The organism is Streptomyces sp. G5(2025) (assembly GCF_049542075.1).
GTDB lineage: Bacteria > Actinomycetota > Actinomycetes > Streptomycetales > Streptomycetaceae > Streptomyces.
Genome location: NZ_JBMUZT010000006.1, coordinates 5,765,394 through 5,779,738, shown reverse-complemented (window position 1 = coordinate 5,779,738; position 14,345 = coordinate 5,765,394). Strand labels below are relative to the sequence as shown.

Genomic DNA, 14,345 nt, shown 5'->3' with positions numbered 1-14,345 from the left:
GGTGAACATCCCTCGTCTCCGGCGCCGCTGTCTCATAGGAACGTCCGCTCTCGCCCTGTCGATCACGACAGCGGCCTGCTCAGCTACGGACGATCAGGCGTCGGTGGTGGTTCCGTCTCCGGAGGCGAAGGCCGCGGGGCTCTGCCGGGACCTGCACGCACAGCTCCCGCGGAAGGTCGACGGGCTGGAGCGCAGCGACCCCGGGCCGAAGTCCGAGTTGACCGCCGGGTGGGGAGACCCGGCGATCATACTGCGCTGCGGCGTGGAGCGGCCCCCCGAGATGATCGATCCCGAGTACGCGGGGAAGAACGGCGTGCGGGTGAACGGCGTCGCCTGGCTGCTCCAGAAGCGCGACGACGGGTCGTACACCTTCACCACGGGGGCGCGGCTCGCCTACGTCGAGGTGACGCTGCCCGAGGAGCGGGCGGGGGACGGCCTCGGCCCGCTCACGGACTTCGCCGCCCCCATCAAGAAGACGATCCCCAAGGGCATCGCCTGACACCCTCGGGGCCCGGCCGCTAGCGCAGGTCGGTGGAACGGTTCAGCGCCGCCTGGATGAGGCGGTCCACCAGCTCCGCGTAGCCGACGCCGCTCTTCTCCCACATCTGCGGGTACATCGAGATGGGCGTGAAGCCGGGCATCGTGTTGATCTCGTTGATCACGAACCGGCCGTCCTCGGTGAGGAAGAAGTCGGCGCGCACCAGGCCCTCGCAGGACGCCGCCTCGAACGCCTCGACCGCGAGCCGCTGGATCTCCGCGGTCTGCTCGGGCGTCAGCGGCGCGGGCACGATGCCGGGCGTCGAGTCGATGTACTTCGCCTCGAAGTCGTAGTAGTCGTGCGTCTGCACCGGCGGGATCTCGGCCGGGACGCTGGCGCGTGGGCCGTCCTCGAACTCCAGGACGCCGCACTCGATCTCGCGGCCGCGCAGGAGCGCCTCGACGAGGATCTTGGGGTCGTGGCGCTGAGCCTCGGCGATCGCCTCGTCGAGGCCTTCGAAGGAGTCGACCTTCGTGATGCCGATCGAGGAGCCCGCGCGCGCGGGCTTGATGAACAGCGGCCAGCCGTGCTCGCCCGCGAAGTCCGCGATGCGCTGCCGGGCGCCCGCCTCGTCCTGGCGCCACTCGCGCGGGCGGATCACCAGGTAGGGGCCGACGTTCAGCCCGAAGGACGTGAAGATGCGCTTCATGTAGTCCTTGTCCTGGCCGACGGCCGAGGACAGGACTCCGGAGCCGACGTAGGGCACTCCGGAGAGTTCGAGCAGCCCCTGGATGGTGCCGTCCTCTCCGTAGGGGCCGTGCAGCATCGGGAAGACGACGTCGACGTCGCCGAGCACCTTGGGCACGGAGCCGGGCTCGCTGTAGACGACCTCGCGGCTGCCCGGGTCGAGCGGCAGGAGCACGCCACCGTCCACGGAGTCCGCGATCTCGGCGACGTTCGGCATCCTGCGGTCGGTGATGGCCATCCGCTCCGGCTCGTCCGCCGTCAGCGCCCAACGGCCGTCGGTGGTGATGCCGATGGGCAGGACGTCGTACTTGGTGCGGTCGATGGCGCTCAGGATCGCGCCGGCCGTCACGACGGAGATGCCGTGCTCGGAGCTGCGGCCGCCGAACACGACGGCCACGCGCGGCTTGCGGAGCTGCTGCCCGGAGCTCGACTCGGGGCTCGCTTCAGGGCTCAGGGGGAGGTTCTCGCTGCTCATATCGCGTTGAGCGTACCTGCTGACCGAAAAACAGTCAGCGACGCTCGGGCTTGGCGCTGCGCGACATGAGCTCCTTGAGGGCCACCACCGGGGGCGTGCCGTCGTGGACGATGCCGACGACGGTCTCCGTGATGGGCATGTCGACCCCGTGCCTGCGGGCCAGATCCAGCACGGACTCACAGGACTTGACGCCCTCGGCGGTCTGCTTGGTGACCGAGATCGTCTCCTCCAGGGTCATGCCCTTGCCGAGGTTCGTGCCGAACGTGTGGTTGCGCGAGAGCGGCGAGGAGCAGGTCGCCACCAGGTCACCGAGGCCCGCGAGGCCGGAGAACGTCAGCGGGTCGGCGCCCATGGCGAGCCCGAGGCGGGTGGTCTCCGCGAGGCCGCGCGTGATGAGCGAGCCCTTGGCGTTGTCGCCGAGGCCCATGCCGTCCGCGATGCCGACGGCGAGACCGATGACATTCTTGACGGCGCCGCCCAGTTCGCAGCCGACGACGTCGGTGTTGGTGTACGGGCGGAAGTACGGCGTGTGGCAGGCCTTCTGGAGGCGCTGGGCCACCGCTTCGTCCTCGCAGGCGACCACGGCGGCGGCGGGCTGCCGTGCGGCGATCTCACGGGCGAGGTTGGGCCCGGTGACGACAGCGACGCGGTCGGAGGGGACCTTCGTGACGTCCTCGATGACCTCGCTCATGCGCATGGCGGAGCCCAGTTCGACGCCCTTCATGAGGGAGACGAGGACGGTCTCGGGGGCCAACAGCGGCGCCCACGCGGCGAGGTTGCCGCGCAGCGTCTGCGAGGGCACGGCGAGGACCGTGAAGTCGGCGTCGGCGGCGGCTTCGGCCGGGTCCGTGGTCGCCCGGAGGTTCTCGGGGAGTTCGACACCGGGGAGGTAGTCCGGGTTGGTCCGCGTGGAGTTGACCGCTTCGGCGAGTTCGGCGCGACGGCCCCACAGGGTGACGTCGCACCCCGCGTCGGCGAGCACCATGCCGAAGGCCGTACCCCAGGAGCCCGTTCCGAAGACGGCGGCCCGCACGGGCCTCGCCGGGTTCACGGGGTTCGCGGGGTTCGTCACTTGCTGTCCTCCGGGGTGCTGTGGGTGGTGCCGCGCCGCGCCTGGCGGCCCGCTGCCTTGCGTCGTTGCTCCAGCCGTACCCTGCGCGGGTCGTACGGCCGGTCGGGGGCCTTCTCGCCCCGGATCTCCTCCAGGAGTTCGGTGATCGCGGCCATGATGGCCTCGGTCGCCTCACGGAGCACCTCGGGCGTCGGCTCCTTGTCGTAGAAACGCGACAGGTCGACGGGGGATCCGGCCTTCACCTGAAGGGTCTTGCGGGGGAAGAGGTGGGGCTTCTTGCTGTACGGCGGCAGGGCGAGGTTGGCGCCCCACTGGGCGACGGGGATGACCGGGCACCTGGTCTCCAGAGCGACCCGCGCGGCGCCGGACTTGGCGGTCATCGGCCACATGTCGGGGTCCCGGGTGAGCGTGCCCTCGGGGTAGAACGCGACGCACTCGCCGCGCTCGATGGCGGCGACCGCGGCACGGAAGGCGTCGAGCGCGTTCGTGGTCTCGCGGTAGACCGGGATCTGGCCCGTGCCCTTCATGACCTTGCCGACGAAGCCGTCCTTGAAGAGGCCGTCCTTTGCCAGGAATCGCGGTACTCGGCCGGTGTTGTACTGGAAGTGTGCGTACGACAACGGGTCGATATGCGAGTTGTGATTCACCGCCGTGATGAATCCTCCGTCGGCCGGAATATGTTCCATTCCACGCCAGTCCCGCTTGAACAGAACCACCAGCGGCGGTTTTGCGATGACCGCCGCCAGGCGGTACCAGAAGCCGATTCTGCGGCGGGACACGCGGACACCTTCCTCCATGAGCCTGGTCGGCCGCACAAGTGTCGCCCCAGGCTGCCGGTCTGTCGAGAACACCGTACGCCCGCCCGGGTATCAAGGCCCCCCAGCAGGTCACAATGGGCGCGACGAGAAGGATGGAGCGCCCGTGCAGTGGAGCCTGGTCGTACCCCTGAAGCAGCTGGAGCGTGCCAAGAGCAGGCTCACCGCGGCCGCCGGTGACGGCCTGCGGCCGGGCCTGGCCCTGGCGTTCGCGCAGGACACCGTGGCCGCCGCGGTCGCGTGCCCGGCGGTGCGGGATGTGGCAGTTGTCACGGACGACGCCCTGGCGCGTCGCGAGCTGGCGGCGCTGGGCGCGCGCATCGTGCCGGACGAGCCGGGAGCGGGGCTGAACGCTGCCCTGCGCCACGGCACGGCGGCCGTCCGCGCGGAGCGGCCCACCGCGTATGTCGCCGCCCTGAATGCGGATCTGCCGGCGCTGCGCCCGCTGGAATTGGCCCGGGTCCTCGACGGCGCCGCCTCTTTTCCCCGGGCATTTCTCGCGGACGCCGCCGGAATAGGGACGACATTGCTGGCCGCCGCGGCCGGTACGGAATTGGGCCCCGCATTCGGCACGGATTCCCGCGCCCGTCACACGGCGTCCGGTGCGGTGGAACTCGCACTTGGCGGCGTCGATTCCGTGCGTCAGGACGTGGACACCGGTCAGGACCTGCGGGCCGCCCTCGCGCTGGGCGTCGGCGCGCGCACGGCGCGGGCCGCCGCCCGGCTGCTCATCGCCGACTGAACGACTGAACTGACTGAGCCGACTGAGCCGACTGAGTATGCGGCTGCCATTCAGTACGCTGCTGCCATGCAGGCCACCGCGTACACGTACGACTCCGAGACCCGCAGCGGCAGCGTGCTGCTGGACGACGGCACTCCGGTGCCCTTCGAGGCGCGCGCGTTCGACGCGGGCGGGCTGCGGCTGCTGCGGCCGGGGCAGCGGGTGCGGATCGAGGTCGACGGTGAGGGCGAGGCGCGCCGCATCACCTTGGTGACGCTCCAGACGTTCTGAGGCATCCGGGGGCCGCCTGCCCCAGGATTGCGGGCACACGACGCGGGCCGGGCTCCCCTGAGGGAGCCCGGCCCGGCGCGTGAGTGCCCTGTGCCCTTACTTCTTGCGGGCGGTGGCCTTCTTGGCGGTCGTCTTGCGCGTCGTGGCCTTCTTGGCGGGCGCGGTCTTCTTCGCGGTGGCCTTCTTGGCGGCGGGCGCGGTCTTCTTCGCCGTGGTCTTCTTGGCGGCGGGGGTGGCCTTCTTGGCGGTGGTGGCCTTCTTGGCCGCCGCCTTCTTGGTCGTCGGCGTCGCCGTCGCCTTCTTGGCGGTGGTCTTCTTCGCCGTCGCCTTCTTCGCCGTCGCCGTGGTCTTCTTCGCCGGCGTGGCCTTCTTGGCGGGCGCGGTCTTCTTCGCCGTGGCCTTCTTGGCAGTGGTGGCCTTCTTGGCCGCCGCCTTCTTGACCGTCGCGGAAGCGCCGCCGGTCAGGCTGCCCTTGGGCGCCTTCTTGACCGCGACATCGTTCTTCGGGAGCTTCTTCGAGCCGCTGACCAGGTCCTTGAAGCCCTGGCCCGCACGGAAGCGGGGAACCGAGGTCTTCTTGACGCGCACGCGCTCCCCGGTCTGGGGGTTGCGGGCGTAACGGGCCGGGCGGTCGACCTTCTCGAACGAGCCGAAGCCGGTGACCGAAACACGGTCCCCGCCGACCACGGCACGGACGATGGCGTCCAGGACCGCGTCGACGGCGTCGGCGGCCTGCTGGCGGCCCCCCACCTTGTCGGCAATCGCTTCTACGAGCTGCGCCTTGTTCACGTCTTCCCCTTCGGAGACATTGCCGGGAGCGAAATACTCCGGCTTTTTCGCACGTTAGGCAGATATATACCGCAAATCAAACACGAAACGGGCTAATCACCCTTGTGCCGCAACGGAGTGGACCATCTCGGAGTTCCTCGAAGGCCCGTTGAGGCTTGCCACTCAGCTGTCTTCGGGGAATCGGCCCTCGTCAGCTTCGTCGAGGGAGACCATCAATCGCTCCAGACGCCTTGCCGCATCGGCGAGATCGTGTTTGGCCGCGGCCGTAATGACCAGCAGCTTCCGGGTCAGCGCCATCCGTACGCCCTCCGGGACTTGCAGTGCGCGCACTCGTGAGTGCGCTTCCTTCAGTTGGTCCGCGACGAGCCGGTAGAGCTCGAGTTGGTCGTCGCGTCCCATGCACCGATTGTGCCATCTGGGGCGAGTTGTCGCCTCCGCAGGGGGTAACTACCGCCGTTCGCCGCCCTCATGAGGGTACCCGGTCCGGCCGAGTACAAGGGGATTTCCGGCCTCTTCTTCCGTCCGGTTCAAGGGAGTTGAGTCCACCCGTTCAGGCCATCGGGCGCCCCTCGGGAGCCACACACAGATGTACCCCCAACCGTCCACGATTGGGGGTACATCAGGGCGTTGCGGGGTGTTGCGTGACGTCAGACCTGCACGGTCCGCGGCTTGTAGGAGGGGCGCTTGGACTCGTACGCGGCGATGTCGGGCTCGTTCCGCAGCGTGATGCTGATGTCGTCCAGGCCGTTCAGCAGCCGCCAGCGGGCGTTCTCGTCGAGTTCGAAGTCGGCGGTGATGCCCTGCGCGCGGACCTGGCGGTCCTGCAGGTCGACGGTGACCTCGGCCTGCGGGTCCTTCTCCGTCAGCTCCCACAGCGCGTCCACGACCTTCTGGTCGAGTACGACGGTGAGCAGGCCGTTCTTCAGCGAGTTGCCGCGGAAGATGTCGGCGAAGCGGGAGGAGATGACCGCCTTGAAGCCGTAGTTCTGCAGCGCCCACACGGCGTGCTCACGGGAGGAGCCGGTGCCGAAGTCGGGTCCGGCGACCAGGACGGTGGCGCCGCGCCGCTCGGGCCTGTTGAGCACGAACTGCTCTTCCTTGCGCCAGGCCTCGAAGAGCCCGTCCTCGAAGCCGTCCCGGGTGACCTTCTTCAGCCAGTGGGCGGGGATGATCTGGTCGGTGTCGACGTTGCTGCGGCGCAGCGGAACGGCCCGGCCGGTGTGCGTGGTGAATGCTTCCATGGTTCTCAGACTCCGGCGGTCACGGGGGCGTCGGACAGGTCGGCGGGTGAGGCCAGGTGGCCGGTGACGGCGGTCGCGGCGGCTACCTGCGGGGAGACCAGGTGGGTGCGGCCGCCCTTGCCCTGCCTGCCCTCGAAGTTGCGGTTGGACGTGGACGCCGAGCGCTCGCCGGGGGCCAGTTGGTCGGGGTTCATGCCCAGGCACATCGAGCAGCCCGCGTGCCGCCATTCGGCACCGGCGGCGGTGAAGACCTTGTCCAGTCCCTCCTGGACGGCCTGGAGGGCGACCCGGACCGAGCCGGGGACGACCAGCATCCGTACGCCGTCGGCGACTTTGCGCCCCTGGACGATGGAGGCGGCCGCGCGCAGGTCCTCGATACGGCCGTTGGTGCAAGAACCTACGAAGACGGTGTCGACCTTGATGTCGCGCAGCGGCTGCCCGGCGCTCAACCCCATGTATTCCAGGGCCTTTTCGGCGGCGAAGCGCTCCGAGGCGTCTTCGTACGAAGCGGGATCGGGGACGTGGGACGACAGCGGTGCGCCCTGGCCCGGGTTGGTGCCCCAGGTGACGAACGGCGCGAGCGAGGCGGCGTCGATGTGGACCTCGGCGTCGAAGACCGCGTCCTCGTCCGTCTTCAGGGTCTTCCAGTACGCCACCGCGGCGTCCCAGTCCTCGCCGCGGGGGGCGTGGTCGCGGCCCTGGAGGTAGTCGAAGGTGGTCCGGTCCGGGGCGATCATGCCCGCGCGGGCGCCCGCCTCGATGGACATGTTGCAGATGGTCATCCGGGCCTCCATCGAGAGCTTCTCGATGGCCGGGCCGCGGTACTCCAGGACGTAGCCCTGGCCGCCGCCGGTGCCGATCTTCGCGATGATGGCGAGGATCAGGTCCTTGGCCGTGACATCCTCGGGCAGTTCGCCGTCGACGGTGATGGCCATGGTCTTGGGGCGGGCCATCGGCAGCGTCTGGGTGGCCAGCACGTGCTCTACCTGCGAGGTACCGATTCCAAAGGCCAGCGCGCCGAACGCGCCGTGCGTGGAGGTGTGGGAGTCGCCGCAGACCACGGTGGTGCCCGGCTGCGTCAGTCCCAGCTGCGGTCCCACGACGTGGACGACGCCCTGCTCGACGTCGCCCAGCGGGTGCAGGCGCACGCCGAAGTCGGCGCAGTTCTTGCGCAGCGTCTCCAGCTGGGCGCGGGAGACGGGGTCGGCGATGGGCTTGTCGATGTCGAGGGTCGGGGTGTTGTGATCCTCGGTGGCGATGGTGAGGTCGAGCCGCCGCACCTGGCGGCCGGCCTGGCGGAGGCCGTCGAAGGCCTGGGGGCTGGTCACCTCGTGCAGCAGGTGCAGATCGATGTAGAGGAGGTCGGGCTCGCCCTCGGCGCGCCGGACGACATGGTCGTCCCAGACCTTCTCCGCGAGTGTCCTACCCATCGCTTTCCCTCCGACCGGCCGCTTTTGCCGGCCTCACTAGAGAATCTGTTCGCCGACGCACGTACCCCTCGTGCCACACGTCGGCTGCGAAATCCGTTGTTCCGCGGATCGCTCCTACAGAGTGGCGGGTTCCACGGAAAATTGAACTTGCGTTTCACAGAGTGAGACGTGAGTATCGACGCATGGACAACTCTAGCGGCGTCGGCGTCCTCGACAAGGCGGCTCTTGTCTTGAGCGCCCTGGAGTCCGGTCCGGCCACCCTCGCGGGGTTGGTCGCGGCCACCGGACTCGCACGACCCACGGCCCACCGACTGGCCGTGGCACTGGAACACCACCGGATGGTGGCGCGGGACATGCAGGGCCGTTTCATTCTCGGCCCGCGCCTCGCTGAGCTCGCGGCGGCGGCCGGTGAGGACCGCCTGCTCGCCACGGCGGGCCCGGTCCTGACGCACCTGCGCGACGTCACGGGCGAGAGCGCGCAGCTCTACCGCCGCCAGGGCGACATGCGCATCTGCGTGGCCGCGGCGGAGCGCCTCTCGGGCCTGCGGGACACCGTCCCGGTCGGCTCGACGCTCACCATGAAGGCGGGCTCCTCGGCCCAGATCCTGATGGCCTGGGAGGAGCCGGAGCGCCTGCACCGCGGCCTCCAGGGCGCCCGTTTCACCGCGACGGCCCTTTCGGGTGTACGCCGCCGGGGCTGGGCCCAGTCGATCGGCGAGCGGGAGCCGGGCGTCGCGTCCGTCTCCGCGCCCGTGCGGGGCCCCTCCAACCGCGTGGTCGCCGCCGTCTCGGTCTCCGGACCCATCGAGCGCCTGACCCGCCACCCGGGCCGCATGCACGCACAGGCGGTCATCGACGCCGCCGGACGCCTCTCCGAGGCCCTGCGCCGCTCCGGCTGACGTACGCGACGCGGGAGGGGCCGCCTCAACGCCGCGGCGGCCCCTCCGAGCGAACGTACGCCCAGCGCCCCTCAGGCCGCCTTGAGGCGATCGGCCGCCCGATCGCCGCGACGGCCCACGGGCACCACGCCGGTGGCCCTCCCCAGGCCGAACGCCGGCATGTTGACGTACACCGCCTCATGGGCACCGGCCGGCACGAGGTACGTCTCGTGCCAGAAGCCGACCTTCCCCCTGCCTTCGCGCAGCCGCCGGTTGAAGGCCGCCCAGGCGGGGCGGTGCACCCTGTCCGGCGCCACCGAGTAGGCCAGCAGCTTCTCCCGCGACTCCCAGTACTGGACGACGTACAGCAGACGCGGACCGCCGAGCAGCAGCCGGTATCCCAGCATCCCGCTCCCCCGGTCCTGTGAGAGCTCCTTGAGCATGCGCGGCATGGCCAGGAAGAGAGGCCACCAACTGCGCACGGCAAGGAAGTTGTTGACGCGCATCCCGATGTGGAAGACGACCACGTCGCCTGTCGCCTCCGCGGTCATGCGCCCTTCGATCGGCTTGTCACTCATGGCGGTAACCCCCTCCGTAGAGCCCAGCCCAGAGCCCTGGACCGAGCGTTGGATAGTTGCGCTATCCATGATTGGATAGTGCCACTCTCCAAAGGGAGCCGCAAGAGGGACGCGACGGGAGACGCGAGCGATGAGACTGGCGGAGCTGAGCCGGCGCAGCGGGGTCCCCACGGCCACGATCAAGTACTACTTGCGCGAGGGCCTGCTGCCGCCGGGCAGGCGCGTGACGGCGACCCAGGCCGAGTACGACGACGCCCACCTCCAGCGGCTGCGGCTCGTCCGGGCGCTGATCCAGGTGGGCGGGGTGCCGGTCGCCTCGGCGCGCGAGGTCCTGACCGCCCTGGAGGACGAGTCCCTGGACCACAACTCCCGTCTGGGCACGGCCGTGTGGGCCCTGCCGCACGGTCCGGAGCCGTCGGGTGACGAGGTGCTCCAGGAGCGGGCGGGCCGCACGGTGGACGCGTTGCTCGACCGCCTCGGATGGGAGTCCGCCCAGGATCGCGCGGCCGAGTCACCGGCCCACCGGATGCTGGTGACCGCCGTCGCCGCCCTGACCCGGCTCGGATATCCGTGCACGGTCGACGACTTGGCGCCCTACGCCCGCGCAGGGCATCAACTGGCCGTGACCGACCTGGACTTGATCGAGCGGTACGAGTCCGCCGACGAGCAGTTGGAGGCGGCTGTCGCGCTCACGGTGCTGTACGAACCGGTGCTGCTCGCGCTGCGCCGGCTCGCGCAGGCCGAGGAGTCCCGGCTCCGCTACGGGCAGCGGAGCACGGGGGGATGACGAAGGGGCCCTCCCTTGCGGGAAGGCCCCTTGCCGTTTCTGTACCCCCGACCGGATTCGAACCGGCGCTACCGCCTTGAGAGGGCGGCGTGCTAGGCCGCTACACAACGGGGGCTAGCTGGTGCTGCTGTACTGCGCTGGGCTACCAGGACTCGAACCTAGAACAAAGGAACCAGAAACCTTCGTGTTGCCAATTACACCATAGCCCACTGGTGGTCTAGACCAGACCACAGTACCCCCGACCGGATTCGAACCGGCGCTACCGCCTTGAGAGGGCGGCGTGCTAGGCCGCTACACAACGGGGGCCCTAGCGATCCTGCATCAGGGACAGTGGGTGCGACCCGATCTGTCCCCACGGGAAGGATCTGTACCCCCGACCGGATTCGAACCGGCGCTACTGCCTTGAGAGGGCAGCGTGCTAGGCCGCTACACAACGGGGGCTTTGCGGATAAGATCCGCGGTTGCAGATGAGCTCTGCGAGCTGGCCTACCAGGACTCGAACCTAGACTAACGGAACCAGAAACCGTCGTGCTGCCAATTACACCATAGGCCATCAAAGCGCAACCCCGAGTGGGGGTTTTGTTTGATTTGCGCTTCCCGGCCGGACCTTTCGGCCCTCTCGGGCGGCGCAGAAAGAACATTACCCGAAGGTGGACTGCGCTCCAAAACGGGTATCGGAGCGCAGCAGCGCGGGCAGCTCACGGAGGCGTCTGATGCGGTGTACGCCCGCGGGGGCCTCGCTCACCGAGCCGTTGCGGTCGAGCCAGATTCCGACGAGTCCGGCGTCCCGGGCACCCCGGGCGTCGATCTCCGGTTGGTCACCTACGTAGGCGACCTCGGCGGGGGCCAGCGCCAGCGCCGTACAGACCGCGTGGAAGGCCTCGGCGGCGGGCTTGGAGACGCCGAGGTCGGCGGCGCACAGGACGGCCTCGAAGCGGTGGCGCACGCCGAGGACGCGCAGCTTGCGGTCCTGGACCAGCAGGGCGGAGTTGGAGAGGACCGCGTGGCGGTAGCCGTCGGCGAGGGCGTCCAGGGTGGGCAGGGTGTCGGGGAAGAGGGACCAGGCCGATTCGTAGTGCCCCACATAGCGGCCGAACCAGGCGTCCGCGTCGGCGTCGGACAGCTCCGGGGCGTCCAGGAAGTCCCGTACGCGGTCGCGGCGCTGCGCCTCGAAGGTCACGCCACCCGCGCCGAAGCGGGCCCAGTGGTGCTCGGTGAGAGTCCGCCAGCGCTCCAGGGCCCGCTCGGCCGACTCGTACCGCTCCAGAAGGCCCTCGGCGGTGAGGTGCGCGTGCATACCGGCGGTATCGGCGCGTGCGTAGTCGAAGATCGTGTCGTCGATGTCCCAGACCACGGCTTTGATGGGCATGCCTCGACGGTATCCGCAGCCGCCGCCCCCGGCTGGGGGCTCGGGGGTCATCCCCCGAAGAACACAGCGTCGATGTCCCAGACCACCGCCTTGATGGGCATGCCTCGACGGTATCCGCAGCCGCCGCCCCCGGCTGGGGGCTCGGGGGTCATCCCCCGAAGAACACAGCGTCGATGTCCCAGACCACGGCTTTGATGGGCATGCCTCGACGGTATCCGCAGCCGCCGCCCCCGGCCGGGGGCACGGGGGTCATCCCCCGAAGAACACAGCGTCGATGTCCCAGACCACGGCTTTGATGGGCATGGCTTTGATGGGCGTCTATCGACGGTATGCCAAGGGCCCGGGAGCCGTCTCGGCTTCCGGGCCCTTCGGGGCGTACCGCGGCGGTCAGGCGGTCAGCTTCGCCAAGGCCGCGTCGATGCGGGTGAGGGCCTTCTCCTTGCCCAGGATCTCCAGGGACTCGAAGAGGGGCAGGCCGATCGTGCGGCCGGTGACGGCGACGCGGACCGGGGCCTGGGCCTTTCCGAGCTTGAGGCCGTGCTCCTCGCCGGCGGCCAGGACGGCCTCTTTGAGGGACTCCGGAGAGGTCCAGTCGGCGGCCTCCAGCTTGGCGCGGGCCGTGCGCAGGAGGGCGTCGGAGCCCTCCTTCATGGCCTTGGTCCAGCTGGCCTCGTCGAAGACCGGCTCCGGCAGGAACAGGAAGTCGACGTTGTCGGTGATCTCGGAGAGGACCTTCACGCGGGTCTGCGCGTGCGGCGCGATGGCCTGCCAGGCGGCCTCGTCGAAGTCCTTGGGGGCCCAGTTGGCGTGCGGGGCCTTGAGCCACGGCTCGCAGGCCTCGGCGAAGGCCTTCACGTCCAGCATGCGGATGTGGTCGGCGTTGATCGCCTCGGCCTTCTTGAGGTCGAAGCGGGCGGGGTTCGGGTTGACGTCCGCCACGTCGAACTTCGCCACCATGTCGGACATCGAGAAGACGTCCTGGTCCGCGGAGAACGACCAGCCCAGGAGGGACAGGTAGTTCAGCAGGCCCTCGGGGAGGAAGCCCCGCTCGCGGTAGATGTTCAGGGACGCCTGCGGGTCGCGCTTGGAGAGCTTCTTGTTGCCCTCGCCCATGACGTACGGGAGGTGGCCGAACTCGGGGATCGTCTTGGCGATGCCGAGTTCGATCAGGGCCTTGTAGAGGGCGATCTGGCGGGGCGTGGAGGAGAGCAGGTCCTCGCCGCGCAGGACGTGGGTGATCTCCATCAGGGCGTCGTCGACCGGGTTGACGAGCGTGTACAGCGGGGCGCCGTTGGCACGGACGATGCCGTAGTCGGTGACGTTCTCCGGCTGGACCGTGATCTCGCCGCGGACCAGGTCAGTGAAGGTGGTCGCCTCGTCGGGCATCCGGAAGCGCACGATGTGCTTGCGGCCCTCGGCCTCGTACGCCTGGATCTGCTCGGCGGTCAGGACGCGGCACAGGCCGTCGTAGCCGGACGGCTTGCCGGCCGCGCGGGCGGCGTCGCGGCGGGCGTCGAGCTCCTCGGTCGTGCAGTAGCACGGGTAGGCGTAGCCCGCGTCGAGCAGCTTCTGGGCGACGTCCTTGTAGACGTCCATGCGCTGCGACTGGCGGTACGGCGCGTGCGGGCCGCCGATCTCGGGGCCCTCGTCCCAGTCGAAGCCCAGCCAGCGCATCGAGTCGAGGAGCTGCTCGTACGACTCCTCGGAGTCGCGCGCCGCGTCGGTGTCCTCGATGCGGAAGACCAGGGTGCCCTCGTTGTGCCGGGCGTAGGCCCAGTTGAACAGGGCGGTGCGGACCAGACCCACGTGGGGGTTGCCGGTCGGGGAGGGACAGAAACGTACGCGGACGTTCGTCGCGTTAGCCACGCTTGATCACCTTGTTGGTGAGAGTGCCGATGCCTTCGATGGTGACGGCGACCTCGTCGCCGACGTTGAGGGGCCCGACGCCTGCCGGGGTGCCCGTGAGGATGACGTCGCCGGGGAGCAGCGTCATGGCCTCGGAGATGTTGACGATCAGGTCCTCGATGGAGTGGACCATCTCGCTGGTGCGGCCGAGCTGGCGCTGCCGGCCGTTGACCGTGCACTGGATGGTGAGGTCGTTCGCGGCCGCCAGGTCCAGGCCCGTCTCCACCCAGGGGCCGAGCGGGCAGGCGCTGTCGAAGCCCTTGGCGCGGGCCCACTGCTTCTCGCGGCGCTGCACGTCGCGGGCGGTGACGTCGTTCGCGCAGGTGTAGCCGAAGATCACGTCCTTGACGCGCTCGCGCGGGACCTCGCGGCACATGCGGCCGATGACCACGGCCAGCTCGGCCTCGTGGTGCAGCTCCTCGGAGAACGAGGGGTACGTGATGGCGTCCCCGGAGCCGACGAGCGAGGTGGACGGCTTGAGGAAGGCGAACGGGACGTCCGGCGTGTCGTTGCCGAGCTCCGCCGCGTGCTCCGCGTAGTTGCGGCCGAAGGCCACGATCTTGTTGGGGAGCACCGGCGGCAGCAGGCGGACCTTGCTCAGCGGCACCTTGGTGCCGGACAGCTCGAAGTCGGCGTACGGGATGCCCTTGATGATGTCGAGGACGAGCCCGCCCTCGTTGCCGGGGGCGCTCTCCCCCTCGACCGCGCCGTAACCGACATTGCCGTCGATGGAGAACCTGGCGATGCGCACGTGAGCCTTAGCCTCTTG

The 14,345-nt window shown here is 69.6% G+C and carries 16 protein-coding genes and 5 tRNA genes; 5 read left to right on the top strand and 16 right to left on the bottom strand.

Annotated features, from left to right (window positions below; translation table 11 throughout):
- Nucleotide 1 precedes the first annotated feature (1 nt).
- Nucleotides 2-499 carry a DUF3515 domain-containing protein gene (locus ACOBQB_RS37130; protein WP_423598332.1) on the top strand — a complete coding sequence of 166 codons (498 nt, stop codon included), beginning with the start codon at nt 2-4 and terminating at the stop codon, nt 497-499.
- Nucleotides 500-518: 19 nt separating this feature from the next.
- On the opposite strand, the gene ACOBQB_RS37125 is transcribed toward ACOBQB_RS37130, so the two are convergent.
- From ACOBQB_RS37125 to ACOBQB_RS37115, 3 genes are read right to left on the bottom strand one after another with little or no spacing between them, the layout of a single operon-like run.
- Nucleotides 519-1,700: a D-alanine--D-alanine ligase family protein gene (locus ACOBQB_RS37125; RefSeq protein ID WP_423598330.1), complete on the bottom strand. Its 1,182-nt coding sequence runs from the start codon at nt 1,698-1,700 to the stop codon at nt 519-521.
- A gap of 34 nt (nt 1,701-1,734) precedes the next feature.
- Complete coding sequence (locus ACOBQB_RS37120; protein WP_423598998.1) at nt 1,735-2,751, bottom strand: NAD(P)H-dependent glycerol-3-phosphate dehydrogenase; 1,017 nt, start codon at nt 2,749-2,751, stop codon at nt 1,735-1,737.
- Between the two features lie 17 nt (nt 2,752-2,768).
- A complete protein-coding gene (locus ACOBQB_RS37115) occupies nt 2,769-3,551 on the bottom strand; it encodes a lysophospholipid acyltransferase family protein (RefSeq protein WP_423598328.1) in 783 nt (260 codons plus the stop codon).
- 142 nt (nt 3,552-3,693) lie between these two features.
- Here ACOBQB_RS37115 and cofC point away from each other — a divergent pair, with 142 nt between their 5' ends.
- A complete protein-coding gene (gene cofC, locus ACOBQB_RS37110) occupies nt 3,694-4,329 on the top strand; it encodes a 2-phospho-L-lactate guanylyltransferase (protein ID WP_423598326.1) in 636 nt (211 codons plus the stop codon).
- Between the two features lie 66 nt (nt 4,330-4,395).
- A complete protein-coding gene (locus tag ACOBQB_RS37105) occupies nt 4,396-4,599 on the top strand; it encodes a hypothetical protein (RefSeq protein ID WP_423598324.1) in 204 nt (67 codons plus the stop codon).
- 96 nt (nt 4,600-4,695) lie between these two features.
- Here the strand turns inward: ACOBQB_RS37105 and ACOBQB_RS37100 are convergent, their stop codons facing one another.
- The 4 genes from ACOBQB_RS37100 to leuC all read right to left on the bottom strand — a co-directional run bounded on the left by ACOBQB_RS37100 (nt 4,696) and on the right by leuC (nt 8,059).
- Nucleotides 4,696-5,388 (bottom strand): HU family DNA-binding protein, encoded by a 693-nt coding sequence (locus tag ACOBQB_RS37100; RefSeq protein ID WP_423598322.1) that lies wholly within the window; start codon nt 5,386-5,388, stop codon nt 4,696-4,698.
- 162 nt (nt 5,389-5,550) lie between these two features.
- Nucleotides 5,551-5,787 (bottom strand): hypothetical protein, encoded by a 237-nt coding sequence (locus tag ACOBQB_RS37095; RefSeq protein WP_423598320.1) that lies wholly within the window; start codon nt 5,785-5,787, stop codon nt 5,551-5,553.
- 248 nt (nt 5,788-6,035) lie between these two features.
- Nucleotides 6,036-6,629 (bottom strand): 3-isopropylmalate dehydratase small subunit, encoded by a 594-nt coding sequence (leuD, locus tag ACOBQB_RS37090; protein WP_423598318.1) that lies wholly within the window; start codon nt 6,627-6,629, stop codon nt 6,036-6,038.
- Between the two features lie 5 nt (nt 6,630-6,634).
- Nucleotides 6,635-8,059: a 3-isopropylmalate dehydratase large subunit gene (leuC, locus tag ACOBQB_RS37085; protein ID WP_423598316.1), complete on the bottom strand. Its 1,425-nt coding sequence runs from the start codon at nt 8,057-8,059 to the stop codon at nt 6,635-6,637.
- A 182-nt stretch (nt 8,060-8,241) separates the two neighbouring features.
- On the opposite strand from leuC, the gene ndgR reads away from it, so the two are divergent.
- Entirely contained in the window at nt 8,242-8,958 is a 717-nt protein-coding gene (gene ndgR, locus ACOBQB_RS37080) for an IclR family transcriptional regulator NdgR (RefSeq protein WP_058942291.1), read from the top strand.
- A gap of 71 nt (nt 8,959-9,029) precedes the next feature.
- Here the strand turns inward: ndgR and ACOBQB_RS37075 are convergent, their stop codons facing one another.
- Nucleotides 9,030-9,515: a DUF4188 domain-containing protein gene (locus tag ACOBQB_RS37075; protein WP_423598314.1), complete on the bottom strand. Its 486-nt coding sequence runs from the start codon at nt 9,513-9,515 to the stop codon at nt 9,030-9,032.
- A 130-nt stretch (nt 9,516-9,645) separates the two neighbouring features.
- Between ACOBQB_RS37075 and ACOBQB_RS37070 the strand changes: the two genes are divergently transcribed.
- Nucleotides 9,646-10,302: a MerR family transcriptional regulator gene (locus tag ACOBQB_RS37070; RefSeq protein WP_423598312.1), complete on the top strand. Its 657-nt coding sequence runs from the start codon at nt 9,646-9,648 to the stop codon at nt 10,300-10,302.
- 42 nt (nt 10,303-10,344) lie between these two features.
- Here ACOBQB_RS37070 and ACOBQB_RS37065 read toward each other — a convergent pair.
- The 8 genes from ACOBQB_RS37065 to ACOBQB_RS37030 form a co-directional block, all read right to left on the bottom strand.
- Nucleotides 10,345-10,417: transfer RNA gene (locus ACOBQB_RS37065), tRNA-Glu, on the bottom strand.
- Between the two features lie 22 nt (nt 10,418-10,439).
- Nucleotides 10,440-10,511: transfer RNA gene (locus tag ACOBQB_RS37060), tRNA-Gln, on the bottom strand.
- A 24-nt stretch (nt 10,512-10,535) separates the two neighbouring features.
- Nucleotides 10,536-10,608 (bottom strand) — tRNA-Glu (locus ACOBQB_RS37055).
- Between the two features lie 62 nt (nt 10,609-10,670).
- Nucleotides 10,671-10,743: transfer RNA gene (locus ACOBQB_RS37050), tRNA-Glu, on the bottom strand.
- A 40-nt stretch (nt 10,744-10,783) separates the two neighbouring features.
- Nucleotides 10,784-10,855: transfer RNA gene (locus ACOBQB_RS37045), tRNA-Gln, on the bottom strand.
- 87 nt (nt 10,856-10,942) lie between these two features.
- Entirely contained in the window at nt 10,943-11,671 is a 729-nt protein-coding gene (locus tag ACOBQB_RS37040; RefSeq protein ID WP_423598310.1) for an HAD family hydrolase, read from the bottom strand.
- A gap of 387 nt (nt 11,672-12,058) precedes the next feature.
- Nucleotides 12,059-13,537 (bottom strand): glutamate--tRNA ligase, encoded by a 1,479-nt coding sequence (gene gltX / locus ACOBQB_RS37035; protein WP_423598308.1) that lies wholly within the window; start codon nt 13,535-13,537, stop codon nt 12,059-12,061.
- Nucleotides 13,530-14,327 carry a fumarylacetoacetate hydrolase family protein gene (locus ACOBQB_RS37030; RefSeq protein ID WP_423598306.1) on the bottom strand — a complete coding sequence of 266 codons (798 nt, stop codon included), beginning with the start codon at nt 14,325-14,327 and terminating at the stop codon, nt 13,530-13,532. Before ACOBQB_RS37030 ends, gltX begins: the two co-directional genes overlap by 8 nt.
- Nucleotides 14,328-14,345 lie beyond the last annotated feature (18 nt).